Origin of the sequence: Vibrio sp. A2-1, from assembly GCF_021728355.1 — a bacterium.
GTDB classification, from domain to species: domain Bacteria; phylum Pseudomonadota; class Gammaproteobacteria; order Enterobacterales; family Vibrionaceae; genus Vibrio; species Vibrio splendidus_K.
Window position 1 is genome coordinate 138,581 of record NZ_JAKKCO010000008.1, and the last position, 25,009, is coordinate 163,589.

The following is a 25,009-nucleotide window of genomic DNA, read 5'->3' on the forward strand; positions in this document are numbered from 1 at the left end:
AATTGAATGACAAAAATGGCAATGGAGAGCCAAGTTTCCAAGGATGTTCACTTCTTTATTTTACTAATAATTATGAAGATAAGAAGTGAACCGCAATGAGAGGAAAAAAGTCGTGCTTGAAGCCTACCGTAAACACGTCGAAGAACGTGCTGCCGAGGGAGTTGTTCCAAGACCACTAGATGCTGAGCAAGTCGCTGGTCTAGTTGAACTTCTAAAGAACCCACCTCAAGGTGAAGAAGAATACCTTCTTGACCTACTAGAAAACCGAATTCCACCAGGTGTAGATGAAGCTGCTTACGTTAAAGCGGGCTTCCTAACGGCTATCACTAAAGGTGAAGTTGAATCTCCACTAGTAAGCAAAGCAAAAGCTGCACAACTACTTGGCACAATGCAAGGTGGTTACAACATCGAATCTCTAGTTTCTTTGCTGGATGATGCAGAGCTTGCTCCTATCGCTGTTAAAGCGCTTTCTCATACTCTACTGATGTTTGACGCATTCTACGACGTAGAAGAAAAAGCAAAAGCAGGTAATGCTTCAGCACAACAAGTGCTTCAATCTTGGGCTGATGCTGAGTGGTTTACAGCTAAAGACAAAGTAGCGGAAAAAATTACCGTTAAAGTATTTAAAGTCACTGGTGAAACGAACACCGATGACTTATCTCCAGCGCCAGATGCATGGTCACGTCCTGATATCCCAGTACACGCAAAAGCGATGCTGAAGATGGAACGTGATGGTATTACTCCTGATGAGCAGGGTAACGTTGGTCCAATTACTCAAATTGAAGAAATGCAAAAAGACGGTATTCCACTGGCTTACGTTGGTGATGTTGTTGGTACCGGCTCTTCACGTAAATCAGCGACAAACTCAGTGCTTTGGTTCATGGGTGAAGATATCCCATTCGTACCAAACAAGCGTACTGGCGGTGTTTGTCTTGGTGGTAAAATTGCTCCGATCTTCTACAACACAATGGAAGACTCAGGCGCACTACCAATTGAGCTGAACGTACAAGATATGAACATGGGTGATGTGATTGATATCTATCCTTATGAAGGTGTTGTTCGTAAAGACGGTGCAGATATCTCAAGCTTTGAGCTAGGCAAAGTACTTCTAGATGAAGTACGTGCTGGTGGTCGTATTCCACTGATCATTGGTCGTGGCTTAACGGGCCGTGCTCGTGATGCTCTAGGCCTAGCTGAAACCGATCTGTTTGCTAAACCAATCGATCCTTCTGCTTCTGATAAAGGCTACACGTTAGCTCAGAAGATGGTAGGTAAAGCGTGTGGTGTTGAAGGTGTGCGTGCGGGTCAGTACTGCGAACCTAAAATGACAACAGTAGGCTCTCAAGATACTACGGGTCCTATGACACGTGATGAGCTGAAAGATCTAGCTTGTCTTGGTTTCTCTGCGGATCTTGTGATGCAGTCTTTCTGTCACACATCTGCATACCCGAAACCAGTTGATGTAAACACTCACCATACACTGCCTGATTTCATCATGAACCGTGCGGGTGTTTCACTTCGTCCGGGCGATGGTGTTATCCACTCATGGCTAAACCGTATGCTTCTGCCTGATACTGTTGGTACAGGTGGTGACTCGCATACTCGTTTCCCTCTAGGTATTTCATTCCCTGCAGGTTCTGGCTTAGTAGCATTTGCTGCAGCAACAGGTGTTATGCCTCTTGATATGCCTGAATCAATCTTGGTTCGCTTTAAAGGTGAAATGCAGCCGGGTATCACGCTACGTGACCTTGTACATGCCATTCCTCTTTACGGTATCAAGCAAGGCCTACTGACTGTTGAAAAAGCCGGTAAGATCAATGAATTCTCTGGTCGTGTACTAGAAATTGAAGGTGTTGACCACCTGTCTGTTGAGCAAGCATTTGAACTTTCAGATGCATCTGCGGAGCGTTCTGCTGCTGGTTGTACTGTTAAGCTTTCTCAAGAGTCTATCGAAGAGTACCTGAACTCGAACGTCGTTATGCTTAAGTGGATGATTGCTGAAGGTTACGGTGATGTTCGTACTATTGAGCGTCGTATTACGGCAATGGAAGAGTGGCTAGCGAACCCTGAGTTGCTTGCTGCTGATTCAGATGCTGAATACGCTCATGTTATCGAGATTGACCTTGCTGACATCGATCAGCCAATCCTATGTGCACCAAACGATCCAGATGATGCTCGTCTTCTTTCTGACGTTCAAGGCACTGAGATTCAAGAAGTGTTCATCGGTTCTTGTATGACTAACATCGGTCACTTCCGTGCAGCAGGTAAGATGCTTGAAGAGTTTAATGGCTCTTTGAATACTCGCCTATGGGTTGCTCCGCCAACGAAGATGGATAAAGACCAACTGACAGAAGAAGGCTACTACGGCATCTTCGGTCGTGCTGGGGTACGTATCGAAACTCCTGGCTGTTCACTATGTATGGGTAACCAAGCTCGTGTTGCTGATGCTTCGACAGTTATGTCTACGTCAACGCGTAACTTCCCGAACCGTTTGGGTAATGGTGCGAACGTTTACCTAGCTTCTGCTGAGCTTTCTGCTGTTGGTGCGATTCTTGGTCGTATCCCAACTAAAGAAGAGTACTTAGCGTACGCTGAGAAGATTAATGCAACCGCTGCAGATACATACCGTTACCTGAATTTCCATAAAATGGGTCAGTACACGGAAAAAGCAGACACGGTTATCTTCCAAGAACCAGCTTAGTTCCTCGTTATATTTGTAGCTGCAGCGTTGTTGACTGAGTACGTTCACCCTAATCACATAGAGCTTCTATGCTCATAGGGATGAACGTACTTGTCGCCTAGCTGCAACTCCAACTATTTAGAGGAACCCAAATGATAGAGCGTCTACTTCGGTAGGCGTTTTTTTATGTCTGAATGTTAGTTTACGAGCGACTCGATCTCTTGATGACTTCGCTATATACTCTCGCCTCATTTTTGCTACTACCTATTTATTGAACCTTCTTTTTATTAGAACTTTGGAGCCTTATGGAATTCGAATTTACTAGAAACACTCTAATGGGTGAATACTATGTGAAATGCAGCATGGGCCATGAGATTGTTGGCCGCTGGCTTCAAGAAGAGATCGGGAAAGATAAGCAGAAACTGGATCATGTGATGGCGTTGATTGAACAATCTCGACAGGATCTGAGTAATGAAGTGACGCTGCTTGGCAAAGAGATCAGCCTTGCTATCAATGAAGATGACGTAACGATTCAGGAAAACGTGTTAGCGCATGAGCAAGAGATGGAAGAGGGCAGTGAATTCGACTTCTATAACTGTGAAAGCCAAGCAAGCTGTGGAATCGATGATTTCGAGCGACTTATCGAACGCTGGATGGACTTTTTAGGCTATTAAGGTCTAACTTTCTACTCGCTAGTTAGCCCCTATTCTTGAGTCATTTAGAGCTTTGAAGGCTTGGTTGCCCAAAACTGGAGCAACAATAGCGCAACGCATTAAGATAGTGAAAAGGCCGCACCATATTGGTGCGGCCTTTTTCGTTTTTATGACATTATCATCTACATGTTATTTAAAATCAATAACTTAACATTTTGGCACGCTACTTGGATTGTAATAAGAGAATTAACGGATTAAGTGAAGAATTTAAGGAACGAATATGAAATTAATAAATGCCATTGTTAAGCCATTCAAATTAGACGATGTACGCGAAGCGCTCTCTGATGTGGGTATTGAAGGTATGACAGTTTCTGAAGTGAAAGGTTTTGGTCGTCAGAAGGGACACACTGAATTGTATCGTGGTGCGGAGTACCAAGTGGATTTCCTACCAAAAGTGAAGCTAGAGATTGCTACCCAAGCTGAAAACGTTGACCGAGTTGTTGAAGCGATTAGCCAAGCAGCACATACCGGAAAAATCGGTGATGGCAAAATTTTTGTGTATGACCTAAGCCAAGCCGTACGTATTCGTACTGGTGAAATGGATGCTGAAGCACTTTAAAGAATTACAAGGACTGGAGACTTTAATATGGAACTTACGACAACAGTAATGGAACTACGTTACGCACTAGACACTTTTTTCTTCCTCATTTCAGGTGCGTTGGTCATGTGGATGGCAGCAGGCTTCGCAATGCTTGAAGCTGGCCTAGTTCGTTCAAAGAACACCACAGAAATTTTAACTAAGAACATCTGTTTATACGCTATTGCTTGTACGACTTTCTTAGTGGTTGGCTACAACATTATGTACGTAGATAACGGTGAAGGTGGTTGGTTACCTTCATTTGGTACTTTAATTGGCACTCAAGGTGAAGGCGCAGACCATTCACTAGAATCTGACTTCTTTTTCCAAGTTGTGTTCGTTGCAACGGCAATGTCGGTCGTTTCGGGCGCAGTGGCTGAGCGTATGAAGCTTTGGTCATTCCTTATCTTCTCTGTGGTTCTAACTGCGTTTATTTACCCAATGGAAGGTTACTGGACTTGGGGTGGTGGCTTCCTATCAGAAGCAGGCTTCAGTGATTTCGCAGGTTCAGGTATCGTGCATATGGCTGGTGCTTCGGCTGCGCTTGCTGGCGTATTGTTACTCGGTGCTCGTAGAGGTAAATACGGTAAAAATGGTGAAATTTACCCAATCCCTGGTTCAAACATGCCGTTAGCAACATTAGGTACATTCATCTTATGGTTTGGTTGGTTCGGCTTCAACGGCGGTTCTCAGCTAATGGTTTCAGATTTTGAAAATGCGACAGCGGTTGGTCAGATCTTCCTTAACACCAACGCAGCAGCAGCAGCAGGTGCAATCGCAGCATTACTAGTATGTAAAACAACTTGGGGTAAAGCAGACTTAACAATGATTCTTAACGGTGCGTTAGCTGGCCTAGTAGCAATCACTGCAGACCCTCTATCACCATCACCTTTATTTTCTGTAGCGATTGGTTCGGTATCTGGTGCCTTGGTTGTATTCAGCATCATTGCTCTAGATAAAGTGAAGATTGATGATCCAGTAGGTGCTATCTCAGTTCACGGTGTATGTGGCTTCTTCGGTCTAATGGCTGTGCCTCTAAGCAACGCGGATGCAACGTTTGGTGCTCAACTATTGGGTGCAGCAGTAATCTTTGCATGGGTATTCGGAGCTAGCCTAGCGGTATGGGCAGTGCTTAAAGCAACAATTGGTATCCGTGTAACCGAAGATGAAGAATTGGAAGGCATGGACATGCATGATTGTGGTGTTGGCGCTTACCCTGAATTTGTATCAGTAAAGTAATCAAAGAATAAAGCTTAATGTAGATAAAGAGTAAGCTAGTTTAAGAAACCCCATAACCATTGGTTATGGGGTTTCTTGTTATTTATGTCTAAGCAACAATGATCTCTCAAGAGAGAGTGAGCGAGTATTTTGGATAGGAGATGATATGAATATCCTCTGAAATACATTGTTACAAAAGTGCGAGCTTGATGGTGCTGAGCAGGCGAATTTTTTGTCGGACATCATTGTAATTATGTTACTGATGAATATAATAACGCAACTGATATAGATTATCATTTCGATATAAAGGATTTTACAATGAAAAAACTGCTAACACTTTCAGCTCTAGCGTGTAGTGTGATTGCCCCGACAGCAATGGCTGCGGAAGAAGTGAACGTATACTCTTACCGTCAACCTTTCCTAGTTGAGCCTATGTTCAAGGAATTCACGAAAGAGACTGGCATTAAAGTAAACGTTAAGTTTGCTAAAAAAGGTTTAGCAGAGAAGTTAGCTCAAGAGGGTGAGTACAGCCCAGCTGACGTTGTATTAACTGTCGATATCAGTCGTTTATCTGAACTCACTAAACAAGGTCTAGTTCAATCTGTTGAAAGTGATGTACTTGAAAAGAACATCCCTGCTCAGTACCAAGATACTGCTAACGAGTGGTTTGCTCTAACAACTCGTACACGTAGCGTTTATTCTTCACGTGATCGTGTTGGTCGTCTAGGTGAAGAGTTTACTTACGAAGATCTAACTAAGCCTGAATTTAAAGGCAAAATCTGTACTCGTAGCGGTAAGCACCCATACAATGTTTCTCTAGTATCTTCGATGATCGCTCACAAAGGTGAAGCTGAAACGAAAGAGTGGCTAGAAGGCGTAAAAGCAAACCTAGCACGTAAGCCTCAAGGTAACGATCGCGCACAAGTTAAAGCGATTAAAGAAGGTCTATGTGATGTTGCTCTTGGCAACAGCTACTACCTAGGTAAGATGGTTAACGATAAAGAGCAAAAAGCTTGGGCTGATGCTGTTTACATTAACTTCCCTAACCAAGAGACAACAGGTACTCACGTGAATATCTCTGGTATGGCAATGGCTAAATACTCTCCAAATGAAGAGAATGCCGTTAAGCTAATGGAATTCCTATCTGGTAACACAGCACAAAGTATGTACGCAGAAGTGAACTACGAGTACCCAGTGAAAGCAGACGTTAAACCTTCTGAGCTTGTTGCTTCATGGGGTGAATTCAAAGCTGATACAATTTCTCTAGACCAGATCGCTGACCACCACGCAGCAGCAATCAAGCTATTAGATGAAGTTAAGTTCGATCTTTAATTTATTACTGTAGGCTTCGGCCCAAGTAAAATGACAACCTCAAGTCGCCATTTTCGGTCACTTGGGGTTGTTTGTTTTTGGAAAATCACTTTTTGATACAAAGCTCGTCGTTGATCCCTTGAGTTATTAGCATCTCACCTTGAAGTCGTTACAGTATATGGGTATAAATAACCCCACCATTAAAAGGATATGAGATGTATTTGCAAATGCATTTGTGTTTCATTAAGCCTCGTTGTAGTTAGGCGATGAAAGAAAAGAATTATTTATGGAACACCAGTAGCGGCATTATTGCAGTATTGCTGGTTTTACCGATCTTAGCGATTTTTACGACGGCTGTTGGAGAAACAGATGAGCTATTTTCTCATCTGATGTCCACAGTGATGCCCACCTATGCTTACAATACGGTGGTTTTAGTCATAGGAACCATGTTCCTGTCTTTAGTTTTTGGTATTCCGTCTGCTTGGATTATGGCAATGTGCCGTGTGCCGGGTGAGCGTGTTTTACAGTGGGCACTGGTACTGCCATTAGCTATGCCAGGCTATATTGTCGGGTATATCTTTACCGATTGGTTCGACTTTGCAGGCCCTGTTCAAGTGTTACTGCGAGATCTGACTGGGTGGGGACCCGGTGAGTATTGGTTCCCGGATATTAGAACGTTATCGGGCGCCATTATTGTTCTGTCCCTCGTTCTTTACCCGTATGTTTACTTGTTGTGCCGCGCGGCCTTTATGGAGCAAAACGTCTCCTTATTGCAATCCGCTCGGTTGCTAAAATGTTCACCTTGGGAAAGCTTTCGTCGTATTTCTTTACCGCTTGTTCGTCCTTCTATGGCGGTAGGTCTATCGCTTGTCGCAATGGAAACCATCGGTGACTTTGGTACCGTGAGTTACTTTGCAGTCAACACCTTAACGACAGCGGTTTACGATACCTGGTTAGGTTACTCAAGTTTAACGGCTGCAGCGAAAATATCGGCAATTATGCTGGTTATCGTGATCCTACTGTTGAGTTCAGAGCGCTATAGCCGTCGTAAACAGAAACTGTTCCAGAATCAATTCAGCAGTCGTGAAGACTTTCGCTACGACTTGTCCGGTTGGAAAAAATGGTTGGCACTGTTCTGGTGTTGGGGATTAGTGTGCGTTGCATTCTTGTTTCCTCTCGGTCAGTTGATGATCTATGCCTACAAATACTTTGCGCAAAGCTGGACGCCTGAATTCAGAGAGTATGCGGTTAACAGCCTTTATGTGTCAGTAGTCGCGGCGATTATTGGCGTTATCATTGCGATGATTGTGAATTTTAATCAACGTGTTAGCCCAAGTAAGAAAAATCAGGCTTACATGCGTATTGCTTCGATGGGCTATGCCGTTCCTGGCACGGTGTTAGCGATTGGCGTGATGGTGCCTGTGTTGTTTATGGATCACTTGGTCAATGACATCGCTAAAGTGATGGAGTGGGGACGACCTGGTTTGATCTTCTCTGGTTCCATGTTTGCGCTTATCTTTGCAATGGTCGTGCGTTTTTCTGCAGTGGCGATCGGCAGTATCGAAAGTAGCTTGAGTAAAGTATCACCTTCATTGGATATGGCTTCTAAAACCATGGGTTGTAATACCAACCAGATGTTACGTCGTGTTCATTTACCTTTGATTAAACGCGGCGCGTTGATTGCAGGTTTACTGGTGTTTATCGAATCAATGAAAGAGCTAAATGCGGCATTGCTGTTACGTCCTTTCAACTTCGAAACATTGGCTACCTATGTTTATAACTATGCCTCAGATGAGCACCTAGAGTTGGCGGCAATGCCTGCTGTATTATTGGTGTTGGTGGGTTTAATTCCTCTGATCATCGTCAACCGTTCTTTGGAGCAGAAACACTAATGAGTTGTGCATTATCAATTAAAGATCTGACTTGTAAATATGAGTCGCAAACCATCTTGGAATCGCTCTCGTTAGAAGTTGAGCATGGTGAAATCGTTTGTCTTCTTGGTGCCAGTGGCTGCGGAAAAACGACTTTGCTTAAGGCGGTTGCAGGGCTGCTTCCATTAAGTAGCGGAATCATGAGCTTGAACTGTCAAACCATTGATGATGGTGATAATTGGTTGCCACCAGAGCAACGAAACATCGGTATGATTTTCCAAGATTACGCCCTGTTTCCGCACCTGACGGTAAACCAGAATGTCGGTTTTGGCCTTAAAGATCTCTCTGATCAGCAAAAGAAAGAGAAAGTCCAAGAGATGTTGGAGCTGGTTCATTTAGATGAATTCGGTGACCGATACCCACACCAACTTTCTGGTGGTCAACAGCAGCGCGTAGCGATTGCTCGTTCTTTAGCATACAAGCCAGATTTATTGTTATTGGATGAACCTTTCTCAAATATCGATACTCAGGTTCGCCATGAGTTGATCTCTCAGATTCGTAAAATATTTAAGAAGCAGGGTGTGACGGCTATTTTTGTGACTCACAGTCGTGAAGAGGCGTTCGCGTTTGCAGATAAGATGGCAGTAATGAACCATGGTGTGATTGAACAGTATGGTTCGGCATCGGAGCTTTATTTCCACCCTTCGAGTAAGTTTGTTGCAGACTTTTTGGGCGGCGGCAGTTACCTCAATGCACAGCGTATTTCAGAGCTGGAGTTTGAAACCAGCTTGGGTATGGTTGAAGCTAAACCACAAACGGAGATTGAATTCGGCAGTGCGTGTGAGCTTCTTTTAAGACCACAGCATATTCAAGCTAGTTATGAACAAGACAGTGCTATTTCAGTGCTAGAACAGCAATTTATGGGCGACCACTGTCGTTATGTTATTGAAGCACACGGTCAAAAGCTATTGGCAACCTCGTCAGAAGCGCTTGAAGTTGGTATGCCGGTCAACGTAAAAGTGGATACCAAAGGCGTATTGGCTTTCTAATTAGGTACAACTCATAGTACCGATAATTCGTGATGAACCATAAAAAAGCCCAGCACTTTAATCGAAAGTACTGGGCAAAAGCTCTTCATCTATAGGGGTTAACAAGGCAGTGATTTGTTAAGTCCCATACAAGACTGCTGCGCTCTATAAGCCTATAGAGAGAGGAAGTCTTTCACTTTTTGAAGAACATGTTCTGCAGTGTCTTTATCTTCCATTTCAGCGAAGATTCGTAGCAATGGCTCAGTTCCTGAGAAACGAGCAATCACCCAGCCGCCATTCTTGAAGTACACCTTAGCGCCATCTTCATAGCTGACTTTTTCAATTTCGTATTCAAATTCAGGCAGTTGTTTCTCTACGTAGATCTTGGTGTAGAGCGCTTCTTTCTCTGAAGGTTTGAATTTGCAATCTCCTTCTGCCGTATACGCATAACCATACTTAGAGTAGATTTCATCAAGTAGCTCAGAGAGTTTCTTACCTGTCACACTGATCATCTCAACCAGTAAGCTCGATGCGAACACGCCATCCTTACCTTTGATGTGACCTCGAATGGTTAAACCGCCAGAGCTTTCACCGCCAATTAGTGAATCATCGGCTTCCATTTGAGAGCTGATATGCTTAAAGCCTACAGGAACCTCAAAGCTCTTCTCACCATGATCTGCCGCTACTTTGTCGAGCAGATGTGTGGTGGCGATGTTACGCACGACAGAGCCTTTCCAGCCTTTGTATTCCAATAAGTAGTAGTAAAGAAGCAGTAACACTTCGTTAGGGTGAATGAAGTGACCTTTCTCATCGATGATGCCTAAACGGTCGGCATCGCCATCGGTACCAATACCAATGTCATAGCCTTCTGCTGCAACCAAATGCTTCAAGCGGTAGAGCGTAGCGGCATTAGGAGATGGCATGAGACCACCGAAATCTGGGTTCTTACCATCGTTGATCACGTCGACATCACAGCGAGCGCTGATTAACACGGTTTGCAGTGCGTTTTTTGCCACACCAAACATCGGGTCAATCAGTACTTTTAGGTTGGCTTTCTTAATCGATTCGATATCAATAGCGTTAATGATCGAGTCAACAAAGGCGTTCATCGGATTGATGATTTCAATTTCTTTGTCATTCAATGCTTGTTCAAAATCGACTCTGACAACATCTTCACTGGTTAGGGTCGAAATCTGTTGTTCGATCTTTTCTGTGATGATCTCATCAGCATCACGGCCACCTTCAATGAAGATCTTTATACCGTTATAGTCCGCTGGGTTGTGAGAAGCGGTAATACACGCAGAGTAAATACATCCCATCTCTTTCGCTTGGAACATCACGATAGGAGTCGGAACGAACTTGTCGATAAAGCTCACTTTGATGTTGTTGGCTGCCAATACTTCAGCAAACCAGCACGCGGCTTTATCTGAAAGGAAGCGGCGGTCATAGCCGATAACGAAGCCGTTTTTCGCTGCATCTTCATTATTGATGATGTTAGAGAGTGCTTGTGCCACTAAGCGGACGTTTTCTCTAGTGAACTCTTCACCAATAAACGCGCGCCAGCCGCCAGTACCAAATTTAATCATTAGAAAATCCTTTTAGTCTCACTATCTCAAGCCAGTAAAGGCTTGAGATAGGAGCTGTTCATCAAATTAAGTGATTAGCCGAGTACAACGATGACTTCGTTCACGCTGCCTTCTGCTTGTACTGGGATTACGCCTTCAATCTGCTCACCGTTAATCGTGATAGAAGCAACGCCCTTACTTACTGCATTCGGGTTTTGAACGGTGATGTTGTAAGTCGCACCACGCCATTGACGAGTTACCTCGAATTCTGGCCAATCAGTTGGGATACAAGGATCTACGGTTAAACCTTCAAAGCCTGTGCGAACACCAAGAATGAAGTTGGTTACCGCAAAGTAAGCCCAACCAGAGGTGCCCGTTAACCAAGGGTGGTTTGCACGACCATGGTCTTGATGATCTTTACCCATGATGAACTGCACGTACGAGTATGGTTCTGCGTAACGCGTTTCAATCATGTCGTTTTGGTTGTACGGGTTAAGTGCGTCGTAGAATTTCATCGCACGGTCACCGCGACCTAACTTAGCTTCGGCTACCCAAGCCCATGGGTTCGGGTGAGAGAAGATAGCGCCGTTCTCTTTAACGCCTTGGTAAACGCGAGTCACAAAGCCGATATCGTCGTTTGGTGTTGCGAATGAAGGAGAGTTTAGATGTAGGCCGTATTCAGAGAACAGGTTCTCATCGACAGCGTCCATCGCTTTCTCACCGCGTTCTTGAGATACCGCGCCAGATAGAACCGCTAGCGTGTTTGACTCAAGGTGAACTCGACCTTCAGTCTGTTGTGCTGTACCGATTTTGTCGCCATTTTTAGTCAGACCACGGATGTACCAGCCACCCTCGTCATCCCAAAGGTGTGTTTCACAAGCTTCGCGAACGTTCGCTGCCATTTCAGTGTATTTAGTAACGTCAGCATCGTTATTACGGAACTTAGCTAGGTCTAAGAATTCTTGTAGAGCCCAGAAGTGTAGGAATGAAACCATTGAAGATTCACCACCACCTAGGTTCAAACAGTCATTCCAGTCTGCACGAAGACCTTTACAGATACCGGTTTGACCTACGTATTCTGCAGAGAAGTTCAGTGCGGCTTTCATGTGTTCGTAAACGCTTGCTTCGCCGCCATCTGCGTACGGAATTACTTCATCAAAGAAGTCGTGTTCTCCGGTTTCCATCACGTATTTGATGATGGTTGGCACGATCCATAGATGATCATCAGAACAAGTATCGTCAATGCCGTGGATCTTGTCGTCATCTGATGGTGTTGGAACAACCGTTGGTGATTTTGAAGGTTCAACGTCGGCTTTCTCTGGATCGAACCAGTCAGGATCGAACAAGTGTAGCCCGTAGCCCGCTTTCACTTGGCCACGAAGCAGATCGATAATACGTTTTTTGGTCATTTGTGGGTTGGCATGAGGCACTGAGATGGCATCTTGCGCAGTATCACGGTAGCCAAGGCCAGTACGACCACCGACTTCAATGAATGATGCAAAGCGCGACCAAACCACACAGGTTTCCGCTTGGTATAGCGTCCACGTGTTGATCATTGTGTCTAAGCCTTCGTTTGGCGACTTAACTTGGAATTTATTGCAACGCTCGTCCCAATGGTCTTTGATTCCTTGGAAAGCCGCATCTATGTTAGCGGTATCTTGGTACTTCTCGCGTAGGCGTTCACCGTTGCCTTTACCGATACCTAATACATACGCAAAGCGAACCTCTTCACCCGGTTGAATCGTAAATTGCTTATGCAGAGAACCACAATGGTTGTAACAGGTTTGAGCGCTGTTAGAACACTTGCCATTTTCAACCGCAATTGGGTTTGCTTCGTCACGGTACATGCCAAGGAAGTTGTCACGTTGGCCGTCGTAGCTGTCTGGCGAGAAGGTAGATGCTAGGTAGTAGAAGCCTTCAAAGTCGTTGGTGTTGTAGTACAAGTCGTATTCCAGAACACCTTCTTGGTAAGACGTACCCGCAGAGTACAGGGACATCTGATGGTTCTGGTTATCTGATTGAATATGACTGAAAGAGAACTCAACAAATGAGAAAGTGCTGATCGTTCTTGGCTTGTCAGTGTTGTTCTTCAGCACGACATCCCAAACTTCCGCATCTTCACCTTTAGGAACGAATAGCGTTTTAGTTGCCGTAATACCGCTGTATTCACACTTGAATTTTGAGTATGACAGGCCGTGACGAACTTCGTAGTTCGCTTCATCTAGGCTTTTTGCTACTGGCTGCCAAGAGATAGACCAGTAATCACCTGTCTCATCATCACGCAGATAAACATAGTGTCCTGGACGGTCGAATGTACCGTTTGGACGGAACTTAGTAACACGGTTGTATTCCGGAGAATTGTAGAACGAGTAACCGCCCGCATTGTGCGAAATCACGGTACAAAACTTTTCAGTACCTAGGTAGTTGGTCCATGGTGCTGGTACATCAGGGCGAGTGATGACGTATTCGCGATTGTCGTTATCGAAATAGCCGTATTTCATTGTCATTTCCTTTTTAACAAACTGCATCTATGCAGCTAATTTTTAAATAGTGATGCTGAGTCTTATCTGACTGAACACCTTAATCAGGGTTAAGCTGACACTCGGTGTGAGTGTGCTTTGGTTTTGTTTTATTGAGCTTTCCAAGGGTTGCGATAGTCAACATTGAGTCTGTCGAGTAATGGCAGATGCCCCTTTAGGCGAGACAAGTAATCTAGCCAGCTTCGGTTGTTTTTATGTGTCCAACATCCTTCAGCTAAAGCGCTAATTCTTGGGAATACCATGTAATCCATACGCTTTTGATTGGTGACGATCTCACACCAAAGAGCACACTGAATTCCGCGGATCCGCTTACGAATTGGGTCGGTGTCGGATATTTCAGCAAGCGCTTCGTAGGTATAAGCTTGTTCTAATGGGATTACGGCAGCCCAATCTACGCCCGGTTCTTCCGGTGCATAATCTTGGGTCATGTCGAGATAGGTAAATTGTGCCGGTTGCAGCACCACATCAAAGCCTTGGCGAGCGCAATTCACTGCAGCTTCTTCACTGAGCCACGAGTAGATGATGGTCTCTTTACTGACTTTGTCGCCGTGTTGCGCTTCTTCCCAGCCCACCATGCGCTTGCCAAGTTGCTTGAGTTTGTTTTCGGCATAGCGGAATAGGTGACCTTGCAAGTCTTTGCTGTCTTGGTACTGGTGCTCTTTCATCAATGCTTGAGCAGCAGGGCTGTTGGTCCACACACCGGGTGGCACTTCGTCTGCCCCCATGTGAATTAGTTCGCTAGGGAAAAGCTCTGCCACTTCTTCAATGACGGCATCTAGAAATTGGTAAGTACCCGGTAAACCTGGGTTTAGTACGTTGTCGTTGTAGTGCTGAATACTCTTGTATTGAGTGGTGTCGGCTTGCTCTACTAGCATGTCAGGCAGTGATTTGATCGCGGCGCGACAGTGTCCAGGGATATCGATTTCAGGAATAACCGTGATACTGCGCTGCTCAGCATATTCAATCACTTCACGAATCTGTTGTTGCGTGTAGAAGCCACCATAATTGTCAGCAATGTGTGTGTATTGCGGTTCTAGTGCATGATCAGGACCACGCCAAGCGCCGATTTCAGTAAGCTGAGGTAGGCTCTTAATCTCAATTCTCCAACCTTCATCGTCAGTTAGATGCCAATGAAAAACGTTGAACTTGTAGTGCGCCAGTTGATTGATTAAGCGCTTCACTTGCTCTACCGAGTGGAAGTGACGAGCGCAGTCCAACATCATGCCTCGGTATTTGAAACGAGGCTGATCGGCGATTTTGCAACATGGAACAGAGAAGTTCTCGGCATCCAGTTGTTGTACCAACTGAATCAAGCTTGCCACGGCGTGTGTGAAGCCCGATTGGCTACCTGATTCAACCGTTATCTGTTGTGCCGTGACGGTGAGCTTGTACTCGGCTTCGTCTAGAGTTGGATTGCTGCGAAATAGCATGTCGCCGCTTTGGTCTTTTGAAAGTTCAGCTGAAAGCGCGTTCGAAAGAGACAATTCAAAGGTCGAGAGCAATTCTTGCTGGAACCAAGAGACAGCCTTATCAGCAAGATGGGATTGAACCTCAATTCTGCAGTCGTTATTTAGCGCGAAACTACCTTGCTGAAATTCGATCTGATTCGGCTGAGGAATCAATGCCACTTCAGCTGCGCTTACTTCAGGGATTTGATTACGTTCACGGTATGGCGAAGCCAGTACAATGGGTGATATCGCGACAGGCAGTATCGATGTTTCTCCATGATGATGTGATTGGATAAAGGCATCATTAAGGCCATCAGAATAGAAGCGGAATGGTGCACTTTGAATACTAAATTCAAGGTAGTAATGGTTGTTGGCCTTTAACACGGGTGAACTTGGTTTGAACGAGCAATAGCTTCCAACTTGAGTCAGTTCACCTTGCGATAGACTCTCAGGAAGGATGAATCGGTCAAAGGCAAAATGCAGTGACCAATCTTGTACGTCAAGATCACTTAAGTTATGTACCGTAAGGCCAAATCGGCAGTTATTTTTTTGTTCAGAAAGAACAGCTAAGTCGATGCGATAATTCATATAACTTCCCTGCTAAGCCTGTTGATACAAGTTGTGTTGTGGTTTCCCGGCAAACATCAATGCGCCTTCAATAGCGTCGAATTGAGGTTTAACTATCCATTGTTGTACTGGTGGTGATAGCCAGTTGAGAATACGCTCAGCGATACTTCCCATTAAGCACACCTTGTCAGCGCCTTTTCGATGAAGTGCCAAGACAAACATTTCGATATCAGCCGCGGTTTGCTTGAGCATCTCGATAGCCAGTTCATCGCCTTCGTTAGCGAGTTGAAAAATCACTGGCGAGAATTGACCGTAATCCTTTGGAATCGCGCCTTTCGACCACTCCACAATGGCATCCACATCATTATTAAAGTGATTCATGACATGTAGAGTCAGTGGGGTTTTGCTGCGAATACTGTCTTCTGCAAGCAAGACTTGTTGAATCAAACGTAAGCCCATCACTGCGCCGCCGCCTTGATCTGAAATCGGGAATTCACGACCGCCAACCACATGTTGCTCACCGTCTTTTAGGTAGATTCCACAAGACCCCGTACCACCGATCATGATTGCACCGTCTTGGCCATTGTGAGCACCAATGCAAGCGCCGTAAGCGTCTGTATTGAGTGTCATGCTTGCGAAAGGGTGTGCTTGTGCCATGAAGTCGAGCCATGCTGATTTTTGCTCTGCGCCAGCCAGTGCTAACCCTACATGCATGTTTGAGAAATGGTTTGAGTCGAGTTGTCCTTGCTGAGCTGCTTGGGTAATTGCATCAACGATAGAGTTCATCGCGACATCAACGCCTAATAGGATGTTGGCACTGCCACTCTTTGCTTCACCAATCAGCTTGCCTTGGTCATCGCGGATTCGAGCTCGACAAGAAGTGCCTCCACCATCAATACCTACGTAGTAAAGAGTCATGATTATTGCTCCTTACTTTGTGCTAGGAAGTTGAATTGCGCAGCCGTTGCCAATAGGAACCAAGCGCCGTGAGGGATCCATTGTTCACCCCAGCGCCAGTTTTGAAGCATGTCGTGTTTCTGTGCTGGTGGGTTGAATGCGATGTCTTGCTCGTCTTCGAAACCAGCCGTGATGCCGTTGCAGACACCACCTTTTGCATTGAAGAAACCAAGCTGAGGTAGGTAATCTGGGTTGTTATGGCCGTGACCATCGAGCATGCACATATGGTATGGGTTGAGGCCCAAGATCCAATCAAGGCTGTTTTGTGAAAGCTGGATTAGACGCTGTTGAAGGTCATTATCCTTAATGTGCGGTTGAACTAGGTAAGCCATGGTTGCGAGTGAACCAAGGCGAGCATTTTCACCTTGCCACCAGTAACCTGTCTCGTTCTGTTGAGCGACGAAGAAGGCATCACGCTTATCACCATCGACAGACTTAACGTATTGTCTTGGGTAGCCAAATGGGTTGATGACTTTGTCGGTAATGTTGATTTCGAACTGGCAAGCTTGCTCAACAGCTGTACGGGCCTGTTCTTTTAATTCAGCATTGGTTTCGTTGTCGATGTATTCGCATAGCGCAATCACAGGAAGGCCAGCTTCTGCTGCATGAAAGTATGGGCGAGAGCCATCAGAATTTGCAGACCAGAAGTACTCAAAGGAATCATCCGATTGCTGACGAGAGAGCAAGCGACTAGCCCAAGTTCTTGCTTCTGTTAGATATTGAGAATCTTGTGTCACTCGGTACAACTCATTGGCAGCGAGTAGGGCGCAATACTCATCGATGATGTTCTCTTCGCCATCGTTTAGGTATTGAAGGTTGTGTTCTTTAAGGTGCCAATAGCCTTTCACCGCTGTATCAAGGTAGGTTTTGCTAGAGTAACTACCAGAGGTTTCAAGCTCAGATGCAGCAGCCAGTGCTGCAATAGCTACGCCTGCACCTTGTCGGTAGCCCGCCTGTAAGTCCGTTGATTTATGACCCTCTTGAGTGGCATAAGCGCAGATGTCGCGCTGATTGATATCTTTGCTCCATTTGTCGAATACCGTCATATAGAAGTATCCGTCTGCGTCTTGCATACGCACTAAAAAGTCGGTACCGAACAGAGCCTCTTCCGTTAGACGAGTCATGGAGAATTTTGGGAAGTCTGGGTTATGGCTAGTCAAGCGTACGCTTTTTAGCATGTTCCAAACGACCATTGGAATTTGTTGTGGGTTGAGGTAATTGCCATAAGATAGGTGGCTAAAGTACTTGCTTACGTCACCCGATGCGTCGTACCAACCGCCATGGACATCGACGTATCTGTCAGTGCCCAGAATTTGTGCCTGTTGATCTTTCTTGTCGAAAGTACCGCCGCAACGTTGAGACTTAAAGTAATGAAGCACATCAGAAAACGTGTGGTTCATTAATAGGTTGCTACCAATCTCGAAGACTTCTGAACGCAGGTTGTCAAAGCGCACGTAGTAGCGACCAGGTTCAGCGAATGAACTGAAATCGATGGTGAAGAATTGCCCTTGATGCCAATTGGCTACGTAGCCTTGTTTAACCACATCAAAATTTCCGACAGTCATATGATTGTCTGCACAAACGAGTAAAGCCGTAGTGCTCGATAGACGAGCTTTCTTTGTTTGTAAGATAGCTTGCTTTGGGCCTGTGGATTCATAGCCAATATGGTTGGTCAATAACAGCATCAATATTCTCCGACAGTCCTAGTTTCTATTGGCTAGGTACTTGAATTTTTTGGACATAAATAGTTAGGGCCCGCAGACCCTAACTTGGTTTTATTGCTTAGCTTTCGTGTAGGTAACAACGTACAAAGTGGTTATCAGCTAACTGTGTAACCCCAGGCAGCTGTTCTTTACACTTGTCCATCGCGTGAGTACAACGGCCTGCAAATGGGCAACCTGCTGATACTGGTGTCCAAAGTGGGATCTCCCCTTTGTTACCTGCTAGTTGGTCGTGGATCGATTTCTTAGGATCTGGAACTGCCGAAACCAATAGCTGAGTGTAAGGGTGTTGAGGGTTAGCAATAACGTCATCGGTATCGCCCCATTCCACCATGTGTCCAACGTACATTACGGAAAGATCTTCAGCGATGTAACGAGCAGTTGCGATGTCGTGAGTGATATAAAGTAGAGACATTTGCTTCTCAAACTTCATCTCTTCCATCAGGTTCAAAACACCAGCACGAATCGATACATCAAGCATTGAGGTTGGCTCATCTGCGAGAACAACTTCCGCACCTACCGCGATGTTACGTGCAAGGTTGACACGTTGACGCTGGCCACCTGAGAGTTGGTGAGGGTACTTTTCTGCCGTCGCTTGCGGTGGTACTAACCCCACTTGCTCTAGAAGATCGTATACACGTTCCTGTAACTCTTTCTTGTTGCCCGGAGATACTTTTTTGTGGATCAACAAAGGGCGAGCGATGTGGTGGAAGATATTGTGTGTTGGGTTCAGTGAACCAAACGGGTCTTGCCATACCATCTGCACACCTTCACGGTAGTGCATGAGATCTTTTCTGCTTGAGATCTCTTGGATATCGCGACCTTTGTATTCGATCGTACCGCCCGAAGGTGCGTACATTTTTGCGATCATTTTTGCTGTTGTTGATTTGCCTGAACCAGACTCACCAACCACCGCTAGGCCACGGCTTTTGTACATCTTGAATGACACGTCGTTAATCGCACGCATCATTGGGGTTTGAATGGTGGTACTGCTTATTGGGAAGTCTTTTACGACATTCTTGCCTTCTACCAATAATTGACCGAAATCTTTGCTCATAATTGTCTCCAGAATCCTTGTTCGCTTTGCTTGCTTTTCGGCGGTCGAGTCGCCTTATTCGTTATCCACGCTGAGTCAGCGTGCAAGCTATAGCTTCCTTTGTACTATTGGGTCACCGTACAGGTGGCAGTTAGACAAGTGTCCCGGGTCGATAGAGCGAAGCTTGGTTGGCACCTTAGTACAAGTTTCATGTACACGGTCACAACGAGCTTGGAAACGACACCCTTCAGGAATCTCTAAGAGGTTCAGAGGGTTGCCCGGAATACCCGCTAGTTTTGTCTTTGGCCCTGTTAGTGGAGGGAAAGAACTACCCAGCCCCTTGGTGTAAGGGTGGTAAGGGTTTTCTAGAATATCTTGAGAGTTCGCGACCTCGATAAGCTCACCTGAGTACATGATGCCGATACGGTCAGAGAACTCGACCATCAATGACAAGTCATGGGTGATGAACAGAATTGAGAAACCAAACTCTTCTTTTAGTGCATAGATCTTTTGTAGGATTTCGCGTTGAACAACCACATCAAGCGCGGTCGTTGGTTCATCCATAATGATCAGCTTTGGATTCAATGCTAAAGCGATAGCAATAACTAAGCGTTGACGCATGCCGCCAGAGAATTGGTGAGGGTAGTCACTCAATCGGCTTGGGTGAATATCGACAATTTCAAGTAGACCTTCAGCACGTTGCTTAGCTTGTTCACGAGTCATGTTTGTGTGATGCATAATCACATCACAGAACTGTTCTTCCATTGGAAGTACAGGATTGAGTGCGTTCATTGCACTCTGGAATACCATCGACATCTCGCTCCAGCGAAACGCTTGCATGCGTTCGTCACTGTATTCAAGGATGTTCTCACCATTGAAGATGACTTCACCACCACTGATGTAAGCGGGCGGCTTATGAAGACGCATAAGAGAGAAAGCAACGGTTGATTTACCACAGCCAGATTCACCAGCTAAGCCGAATACTTCACCCGGAGCGATGTCAAAACTTACGTTATTACACGCGCGAACATCGCCAGACTCTGTGATGTAATCCACGCATAAGTTGCGGATTGAAATTAGTGGTTCAGACATGATTATTTATCTCCGCTCCAAAGTGCATTTTGTGGTGGTAGTTCTGGTTCACGTTCTTCTTTATCTTGAGCCGCTAGTTTTTTCCAACGCTTCATGCCTTTGTGAGAACGCAGTTGCGGGTTGGCAATTTCATCGACCGCGAAATTAAGCAGAGCAAGGCCAGTTACAAGTAGTGTTAATGCGATACAAGGAGCCAACAGTTCCCACCAAGCGCCAATCAGCATTGATGAAGAGGTTTGAACGTTGTAAAGCATGATGCCCCAGCTGATTGTGTTCGGGTCACCAAGACCTAGGAACGAAATCGTAGCTTCCATCATGATTGCGTACATCACCGAACCGATGAAGCTCGCGCCAACGATAGAGATAAGGTTCGGAAGAATCTCTACGAAGATGATACGGAATGAAGATTCACCCAAAACTTCAGCGGCTTTTACAAACTCTTTTTCACGCAGTGCTAACGTTTGGGAACGAACAACACGCGCGCCCCAAGCCCAGGACATAAAGCCGATAACTAAGGTTATGGTGAGTGGCCCTGCCTCACCGATAAAGGCTGCAACTACGAACAGTAATGGGTATTGAGGAATAACCAACATGATGTTCATTGCGGCTGTCAAAATGTCATCGACACGGCCGCCAAAGTAGCCCGCGGAAACACCGATAACCGTTGCTAGTAAACATACGGTAAGGCCCGCACCAAAACCTACAGCCAGAGATACACGTGCGCCGTATACCACTTGTGACCAAACGTCACGCCCCATACGAGTTGTCCCCAGTACATGGTCTGCCTTCTTAGACATGATAAGTGTGCGACGGTCGTCTGCTAGGTTTTGAGCAACCCAGCCGTCAGGGTTCGTTTGTGCAGACTTAACGACGAAGCCAGGGTATTCGTGTGGGTTACCTGTACGTTTGTCTGGTACATGTTTGGTGATCAATGGAGCCGCAATAGCACCAAGAATAAAAATACTTAGGATGATGACGCCGGTTAAGGCCATCGGGTTACGCCAAATGAGTTTTAGAATATCTTTCATGATTATTTACCACCCTTACGAAGACGAGGGTCAAGAACAACGTAAAGCATGTCTGCAACTAGGTTAAAGAACAGCATGAATAGCGTCATGATAAGCAGTTGGCCTTGCAATACTTGGTAGTCACGAGCGTTAATTGCGTTGAAAAGTACGCTACCAAGACCTGGGTAGTTAAAGATGATTTCGATAATTAACTGACCGCCGATTGCCATACCTAGAGACATCGAAAGCGCCGTCACACTTGGCAACATCGCGTTACGAGCTGCGTAATTGAATACCACTCGGTTTTCGCTAAGTCCTTTGCCTTTCGCCATGGTGATGTAGTCTTCTGCGAGTAAGTTGATCATGTTGTTACGCATGTTTACTAGGAAGCCGCCAATTTGAACAATCGAAGCACATACCAGAGGTAAGAAAGCGTGGTAAGCAACGTCTTTGATGAATGCCCAACTTGTCCAGTCAGGTATCGTACCAGCGGTATAGGCGTAGCCAGTTGGGAACCACTTCAAACCAATTGCGAAGGTAAATAGCGCAAGCATGGCAATAACAACTTGAGGAACGGCTTGTAGAATAAGCATCCCTGGAGTAACAAAGGCATCGTATTTACTGCCACGTTTCCACGCTGCAAAAATACCTAGGATTGAGCCAATCGAGAAAGAAAGAATAACGGCAGTGCCTGCTAAGAATAGCGACCAACCGAATGCGCCACCTAACAGTGTATTTACTGAAAGTGGGTAGAATTGAATTGATGTACCAAGCTCCCAGCTTAGAATGTTCTTCATGTATGCGCCGTATTGAACCAGTAAGCCGCCATCAACGAAGCCTAATAGTTCTTTCATTGCCGCAATACGCTCAGGAGTAACTTGAACAGAAGCGTTCGCAAACATCATGGTAACTGGGTCACCAGGCATTGCTCTTGGAATAATAAAGTTTAACGTCGCTGCAACTAATAGCGCGACAAAATAAAATGACAAACGTCTTAAAAAATAACCCATAACTCACACCTTACTCACCCAGATTGTTTCCCTGTTTCTGGATTCAGGTCGCTCCTAGCGAAATTTGGAACGAAAAATCCCCTGACGACTAGCGCCATACTTTCAATTGATAGTGTGGGGATTTTTATAAGCGGCGTAAGAAGTTACGCCGCAAAGATTGAACGATTACTTATTTAACTGGTTTTAGGTCCAGTACATGAAGTAGACGCTCTGGAATACCAGCCCAAATGTTTGGACGGCCTTTTGGATTTTCTTCGTTCCACCAACCAGTGAAGCGAGTCGTGTTGTATTGGTACATGTAAGCACCAGACATCACTGGGATTGTCACTTGGTCTGCAGCGATGATTTGCTGGATACCGTGTGCAATATCGAGCTGCTCGTTCTTGTCAGCTGTTTTGTAGAAGCTGTTTAGAAGACCATCTAGCTTGTCGTTTTGGTAGAAGTGCATCGCGAAACGAGGCATACCATCACCAGATTGAAGTGATGAGTTGTAAGCACTGTTCCAGTACGTGTATGGATCCGCACCGTGGAAGTAGTTTGTGTATGCTACGTCGTATGTACCTTCAAGCATTGCTTGGTTGTAAACAGAGAAGTCAGGTGTACGAGCTTTCGCTTTAATACCGATTTCGTTTAGCTGTTCTACCGCTAGTTGAACTGTGTTGTTGAAGTCAGTCCAGCCGTTTGGCGATTGAATCATTAGTTCGAAAGACTTGCCTGATGGAGTATCAACAAAACCATCTTTGTTTACATCTTTGAAGCCAGCGTCAGCAAGAAGCTTCTTCGCGCCTTCAGCGTTGTAAGTGTTGAAGCCTTTGTACTTGTCATGAGTTTTTTCATCAGACCAAGCTTCAAATGCGTAGCCAAGACCCGATGCGAAATCGTTCACAGTACCGCCACCGTAGAATGCGATGTCGATGATAGTTTGACGGTCAAGAGCCATAGAGAAAGCACGACGGAATTCAACGTTGCTCAATGCTTCATGCTTTGCAGCATCAGGGTGCTTGAAGTTAACGATGAATGCCTGTGTACCTGCTGGCGGGTACCAGTAGTGGTGTTTCGGGCTAGCTGCTGCGTATGTACGGTCGATATCTGGAACGAAAGAAGACGTCCAGTCCATTTCACTGTTTACAACTTTACCTAGGAATTGGTCGTTGTTTGCAATTTGTGGAACACGTAGACAGTCAACATCTAGGTTGTCTGCATCCCAGTAGTTCGGGTTAGCACACTGGATGTATAGTTGCGCTGTAAACGTATCGATTTCTGTAAATGGACCAGAACCTACAGGGTTTTCATTGGTAAACGTTGATGGATCTTTAACGTCTTTCCAAATGTGTTTCGGCACTACAGGTACTTTAGCAATCTCATAAGGTACGTTTGAGTTTGCTTCTGTTAGGCTGAACTTAACTTGGTAGTCGTTCAGTTTTTCTACAGAAGTTACCCAAGAGTTGATACCAGATTGGTCAAGCTCTGGCTTCTCTTTTACAAGGTTGAAAGAAAAAACAACATCATCAGCAGAGAAAGTTTCTCCGTCAGACCATTTAACACCCTTACGAATGTCGAAAACTACGCTCATCAGATCATCTGACATTGTGAAGTTTTCAGCTAGACGGAACACTGGAGTGTTACCGTGCATTTCGTTAAATACTACTAGCGGCTCATAAAGAAAGTCGGTTGTAGTATGTAGGTTGGTAGCACCAAGGTACGGGTTAAAGTTACGTACGAATGTAGTGTACTCTTTCGGGTGAATAGTCAACTCACTGCGTTCTGCAGCTGTTGCTACTGATGCAAAACCTGTTGTAGCAGTTGCAATAATTGCTGTTGCTATTGCTGTTTTTTTTATATTGGCAAGCATAGCTGTTCCTTACTATTTGCTTTCATTTCACTAATGGATTGAATGTTATCTGTCGCTAAATTGTTTAGTAGATACACACTCTAGTTAAAGGCCTACCTCTTCTTCATTGCTCCAGATTCATCGTTGATTCTGAGAAGTGGTAAGAGTGGCCTGTAGGCCTTTGGCAGGAGTAAGAAAACACCTTATCGATGAATTAATCAAACTCGTTTCCCGTCAAAAACGTTAAAAAGACACAATCCCACGTCATTAACGTCAAAATGGGGTGCTTTGATGGTTTTTTGTGCGTAATTGTTAAGGTGATGTGACTCGCATTTGGTTTTGCTGTGCCGGTTAATTGTAAGTGCTCACTAACTGTATAGGCTTTTTATTATAAAGTCTTAGGCTGGAATGGTGTAATTGTAGATCTTGGTCACTTGCCGATTTTACGTTAAATTTCCCTAGAAAATTAAATCTGCCGTTCTGTTGTGACTCGCTTCTCAAACTGCAACAAAGAGTCAGAAGAATGTGAAATTCAGCCAAGAAAAAGCTTCCAAAGAGTGATTGAACTGATGATTGTTTAAGCTTGAGTAACGTGTCACTTTGCTTGTTTAATACAGTGAAATAAGTGTGTCTGAATAGACGTTATTGTGCTTTGTTCGTGAATGATACTCATAAAAAAGCCCACGCTAGGTGGGCTCCATTATTTACAGTGTACCGTCCTAAATATGGTTGACACATTTCCAACATGAAATTGGAGAGTGTCATGAAAACAACAAGTAGACGTACTCAACGAGATTATTCTCTTGCCTTTAAATTGGCAGTCGTAAGCCAAGTTGA

The 25,009-nt window shown here is 45.0% G+C and carries 17 protein-coding genes; 7 read left to right on the forward strand and 10 right to left on the reverse strand.

Translation table 11 applies throughout. The annotated features are described in order from the left end of the window. Positions 1-112 precede the first annotated feature (112 nt). The 7 genes from acnB to L3V33_RS19980 all read left to right on the forward strand — a co-directional run bounded on the left by acnB (position 113) and on the right by L3V33_RS19980 (position 9,419). Positions 113-2,701 (forward strand): bifunctional aconitate hydratase 2/2-methylisocitrate dehydratase, encoded by a 2,589-nt coding sequence (acnB, locus tag L3V33_RS19950; RefSeq protein WP_114633991.1) that lies wholly within the window; start codon positions 113-115, stop codon positions 2,699-2,701. A gap of 284 nt (positions 2,702-2,985) precedes the next feature. Beyond that, on the forward strand, positions 2,986-3,354 hold the full coding sequence (locus L3V33_RS19955) for a YacL family protein (RefSeq protein ID WP_017088701.1): 369 nt from the start codon (positions 2,986-2,988) through the stop codon (positions 3,352-3,354). A gap of 259 nt (positions 3,355-3,613) precedes the next feature. Continuing rightward, positions 3,614-3,952, forward strand: coding sequence for a P-II family nitrogen regulator (gene glnK, locus L3V33_RS19960; protein WP_004738200.1), 339 nt, complete (start codon positions 3,614-3,616; stop codon positions 3,950-3,952). Between the two features lie 27 nt (positions 3,953-3,979). Continuing rightward, positions 3,980-5,209, forward strand: coding sequence for an ammonium transporter (locus tag L3V33_RS19965; RefSeq protein ID WP_017088370.1), 1,230 nt, complete (start codon positions 3,980-3,982; stop codon positions 5,207-5,209). Positions 5,210-5,506: 297 nt separating this feature from the next. After that, positions 5,507-6,520, forward strand: a complete 1,014-nt coding sequence (locus L3V33_RS19970) for a Fe(3+) ABC transporter substrate-binding protein (RefSeq protein WP_017084266.1) — start codon at positions 5,507-5,509, stop codon at positions 6,518-6,520. Between the two features lie 245 nt (positions 6,521-6,765). Then, complete coding sequence (locus L3V33_RS19975) at positions 6,766-8,391, forward strand: iron ABC transporter permease (protein WP_017084265.1); 1,626 nt, start codon at positions 6,766-6,768, stop codon at positions 8,389-8,391. Continuing rightward, complete coding sequence (locus tag L3V33_RS19980) at positions 8,391-9,419, forward strand: ABC transporter ATP-binding protein (protein ID WP_237291078.1); 1,029 nt, start codon at positions 8,391-8,393, stop codon at positions 9,417-9,419. Before L3V33_RS19975 ends, L3V33_RS19980 begins: the two co-directional genes overlap by 1 nt. A 152-nt stretch (positions 9,420-9,571) precedes the next feature. Here L3V33_RS19980 and L3V33_RS19985 read toward each other — a convergent pair whose 3' ends face one another. From L3V33_RS19985 to L3V33_RS20030, 10 genes are all read right to left on the reverse strand, one after another. Continuing rightward, positions 9,572-10,984 carry a phosphoglucomutase/phosphomannomutase family protein gene (locus tag L3V33_RS19985; RefSeq protein ID WP_004734524.1) on the reverse strand — a complete coding sequence of 471 codons (1,413 nt, stop codon included), beginning with the start codon at positions 10,982-10,984 and terminating at the stop codon, positions 9,572-9,574. A gap of 74 nt (positions 10,985-11,058) precedes the next feature. Next, positions 11,059-13,464 carry a N,N'-diacetylchitobiose phosphorylase gene (locus L3V33_RS19990; RefSeq protein ID WP_237291079.1) on the reverse strand — a complete coding sequence of 802 codons (2,406 nt, stop codon included), beginning with the start codon at positions 13,462-13,464 and terminating at the stop codon, positions 11,059-11,061. A gap of 128 nt (positions 13,465-13,592) precedes the next feature. Next, complete coding sequence (locus L3V33_RS19995; RefSeq protein ID WP_237291080.1) at positions 13,593-15,539, reverse strand: family 20 glycosylhydrolase; 1,947 nt, start codon at positions 15,537-15,539, stop codon at positions 13,593-13,595. A 12-nt stretch (positions 15,540-15,551) separates the two neighbouring features. Next, positions 15,552-16,436, reverse strand: coding sequence for an N-acetylglucosamine kinase (locus L3V33_RS20000; protein ID WP_237291081.1), 885 nt, complete (start codon positions 16,434-16,436; stop codon positions 15,552-15,554). Positions 16,437-16,438: 2 nt separating this feature from the next. Then, positions 16,439-18,160, reverse strand: a complete 1,722-nt coding sequence (locus tag L3V33_RS20005) for a glycoside hydrolase family 9 protein (RefSeq protein ID WP_237291082.1) — start codon at positions 18,158-18,160, stop codon at positions 16,439-16,441. A gap of 97 nt (positions 18,161-18,257) precedes the next feature. Next, positions 18,258-19,253, reverse strand: a complete 996-nt coding sequence (locus L3V33_RS20010) for an ABC transporter ATP-binding protein (RefSeq protein ID WP_017080764.1) — start codon at positions 19,251-19,253, stop codon at positions 18,258-18,260. 87 nt (positions 19,254-19,340) lie between these two features. Then, positions 19,341-20,324 (reverse strand): ABC transporter ATP-binding protein, encoded by a 984-nt coding sequence (locus tag L3V33_RS20015; protein WP_146454918.1) that lies wholly within the window; start codon positions 20,322-20,324, stop codon positions 19,341-19,343. 2 nt (positions 20,325-20,326) lie between these two features. Further along, positions 20,327-21,352: an ABC transporter permease gene (locus L3V33_RS20020; protein ID WP_004734531.1), complete on the reverse strand. Its 1,026-nt coding sequence runs from the start codon at positions 21,350-21,352 to the stop codon at positions 20,327-20,329. Positions 21,353-21,354: 2 nt separating this feature from the next. Continuing rightward, a complete protein-coding gene (locus L3V33_RS20025; protein WP_237291083.1) occupies positions 21,355-22,341 on the reverse strand; it encodes an ABC transporter permease in 987 nt (328 codons plus the stop codon). A 169-nt stretch (positions 22,342-22,510) separates the two neighbouring features. Further along, complete coding sequence (locus L3V33_RS20030; protein WP_004734533.1) at positions 22,511-24,193, reverse strand: ABC transporter substrate-binding protein; 1,683 nt, start codon at positions 24,191-24,193, stop codon at positions 22,511-22,513. Between the last annotated feature and the right edge of the window lie 816 nt (positions 24,194-25,009).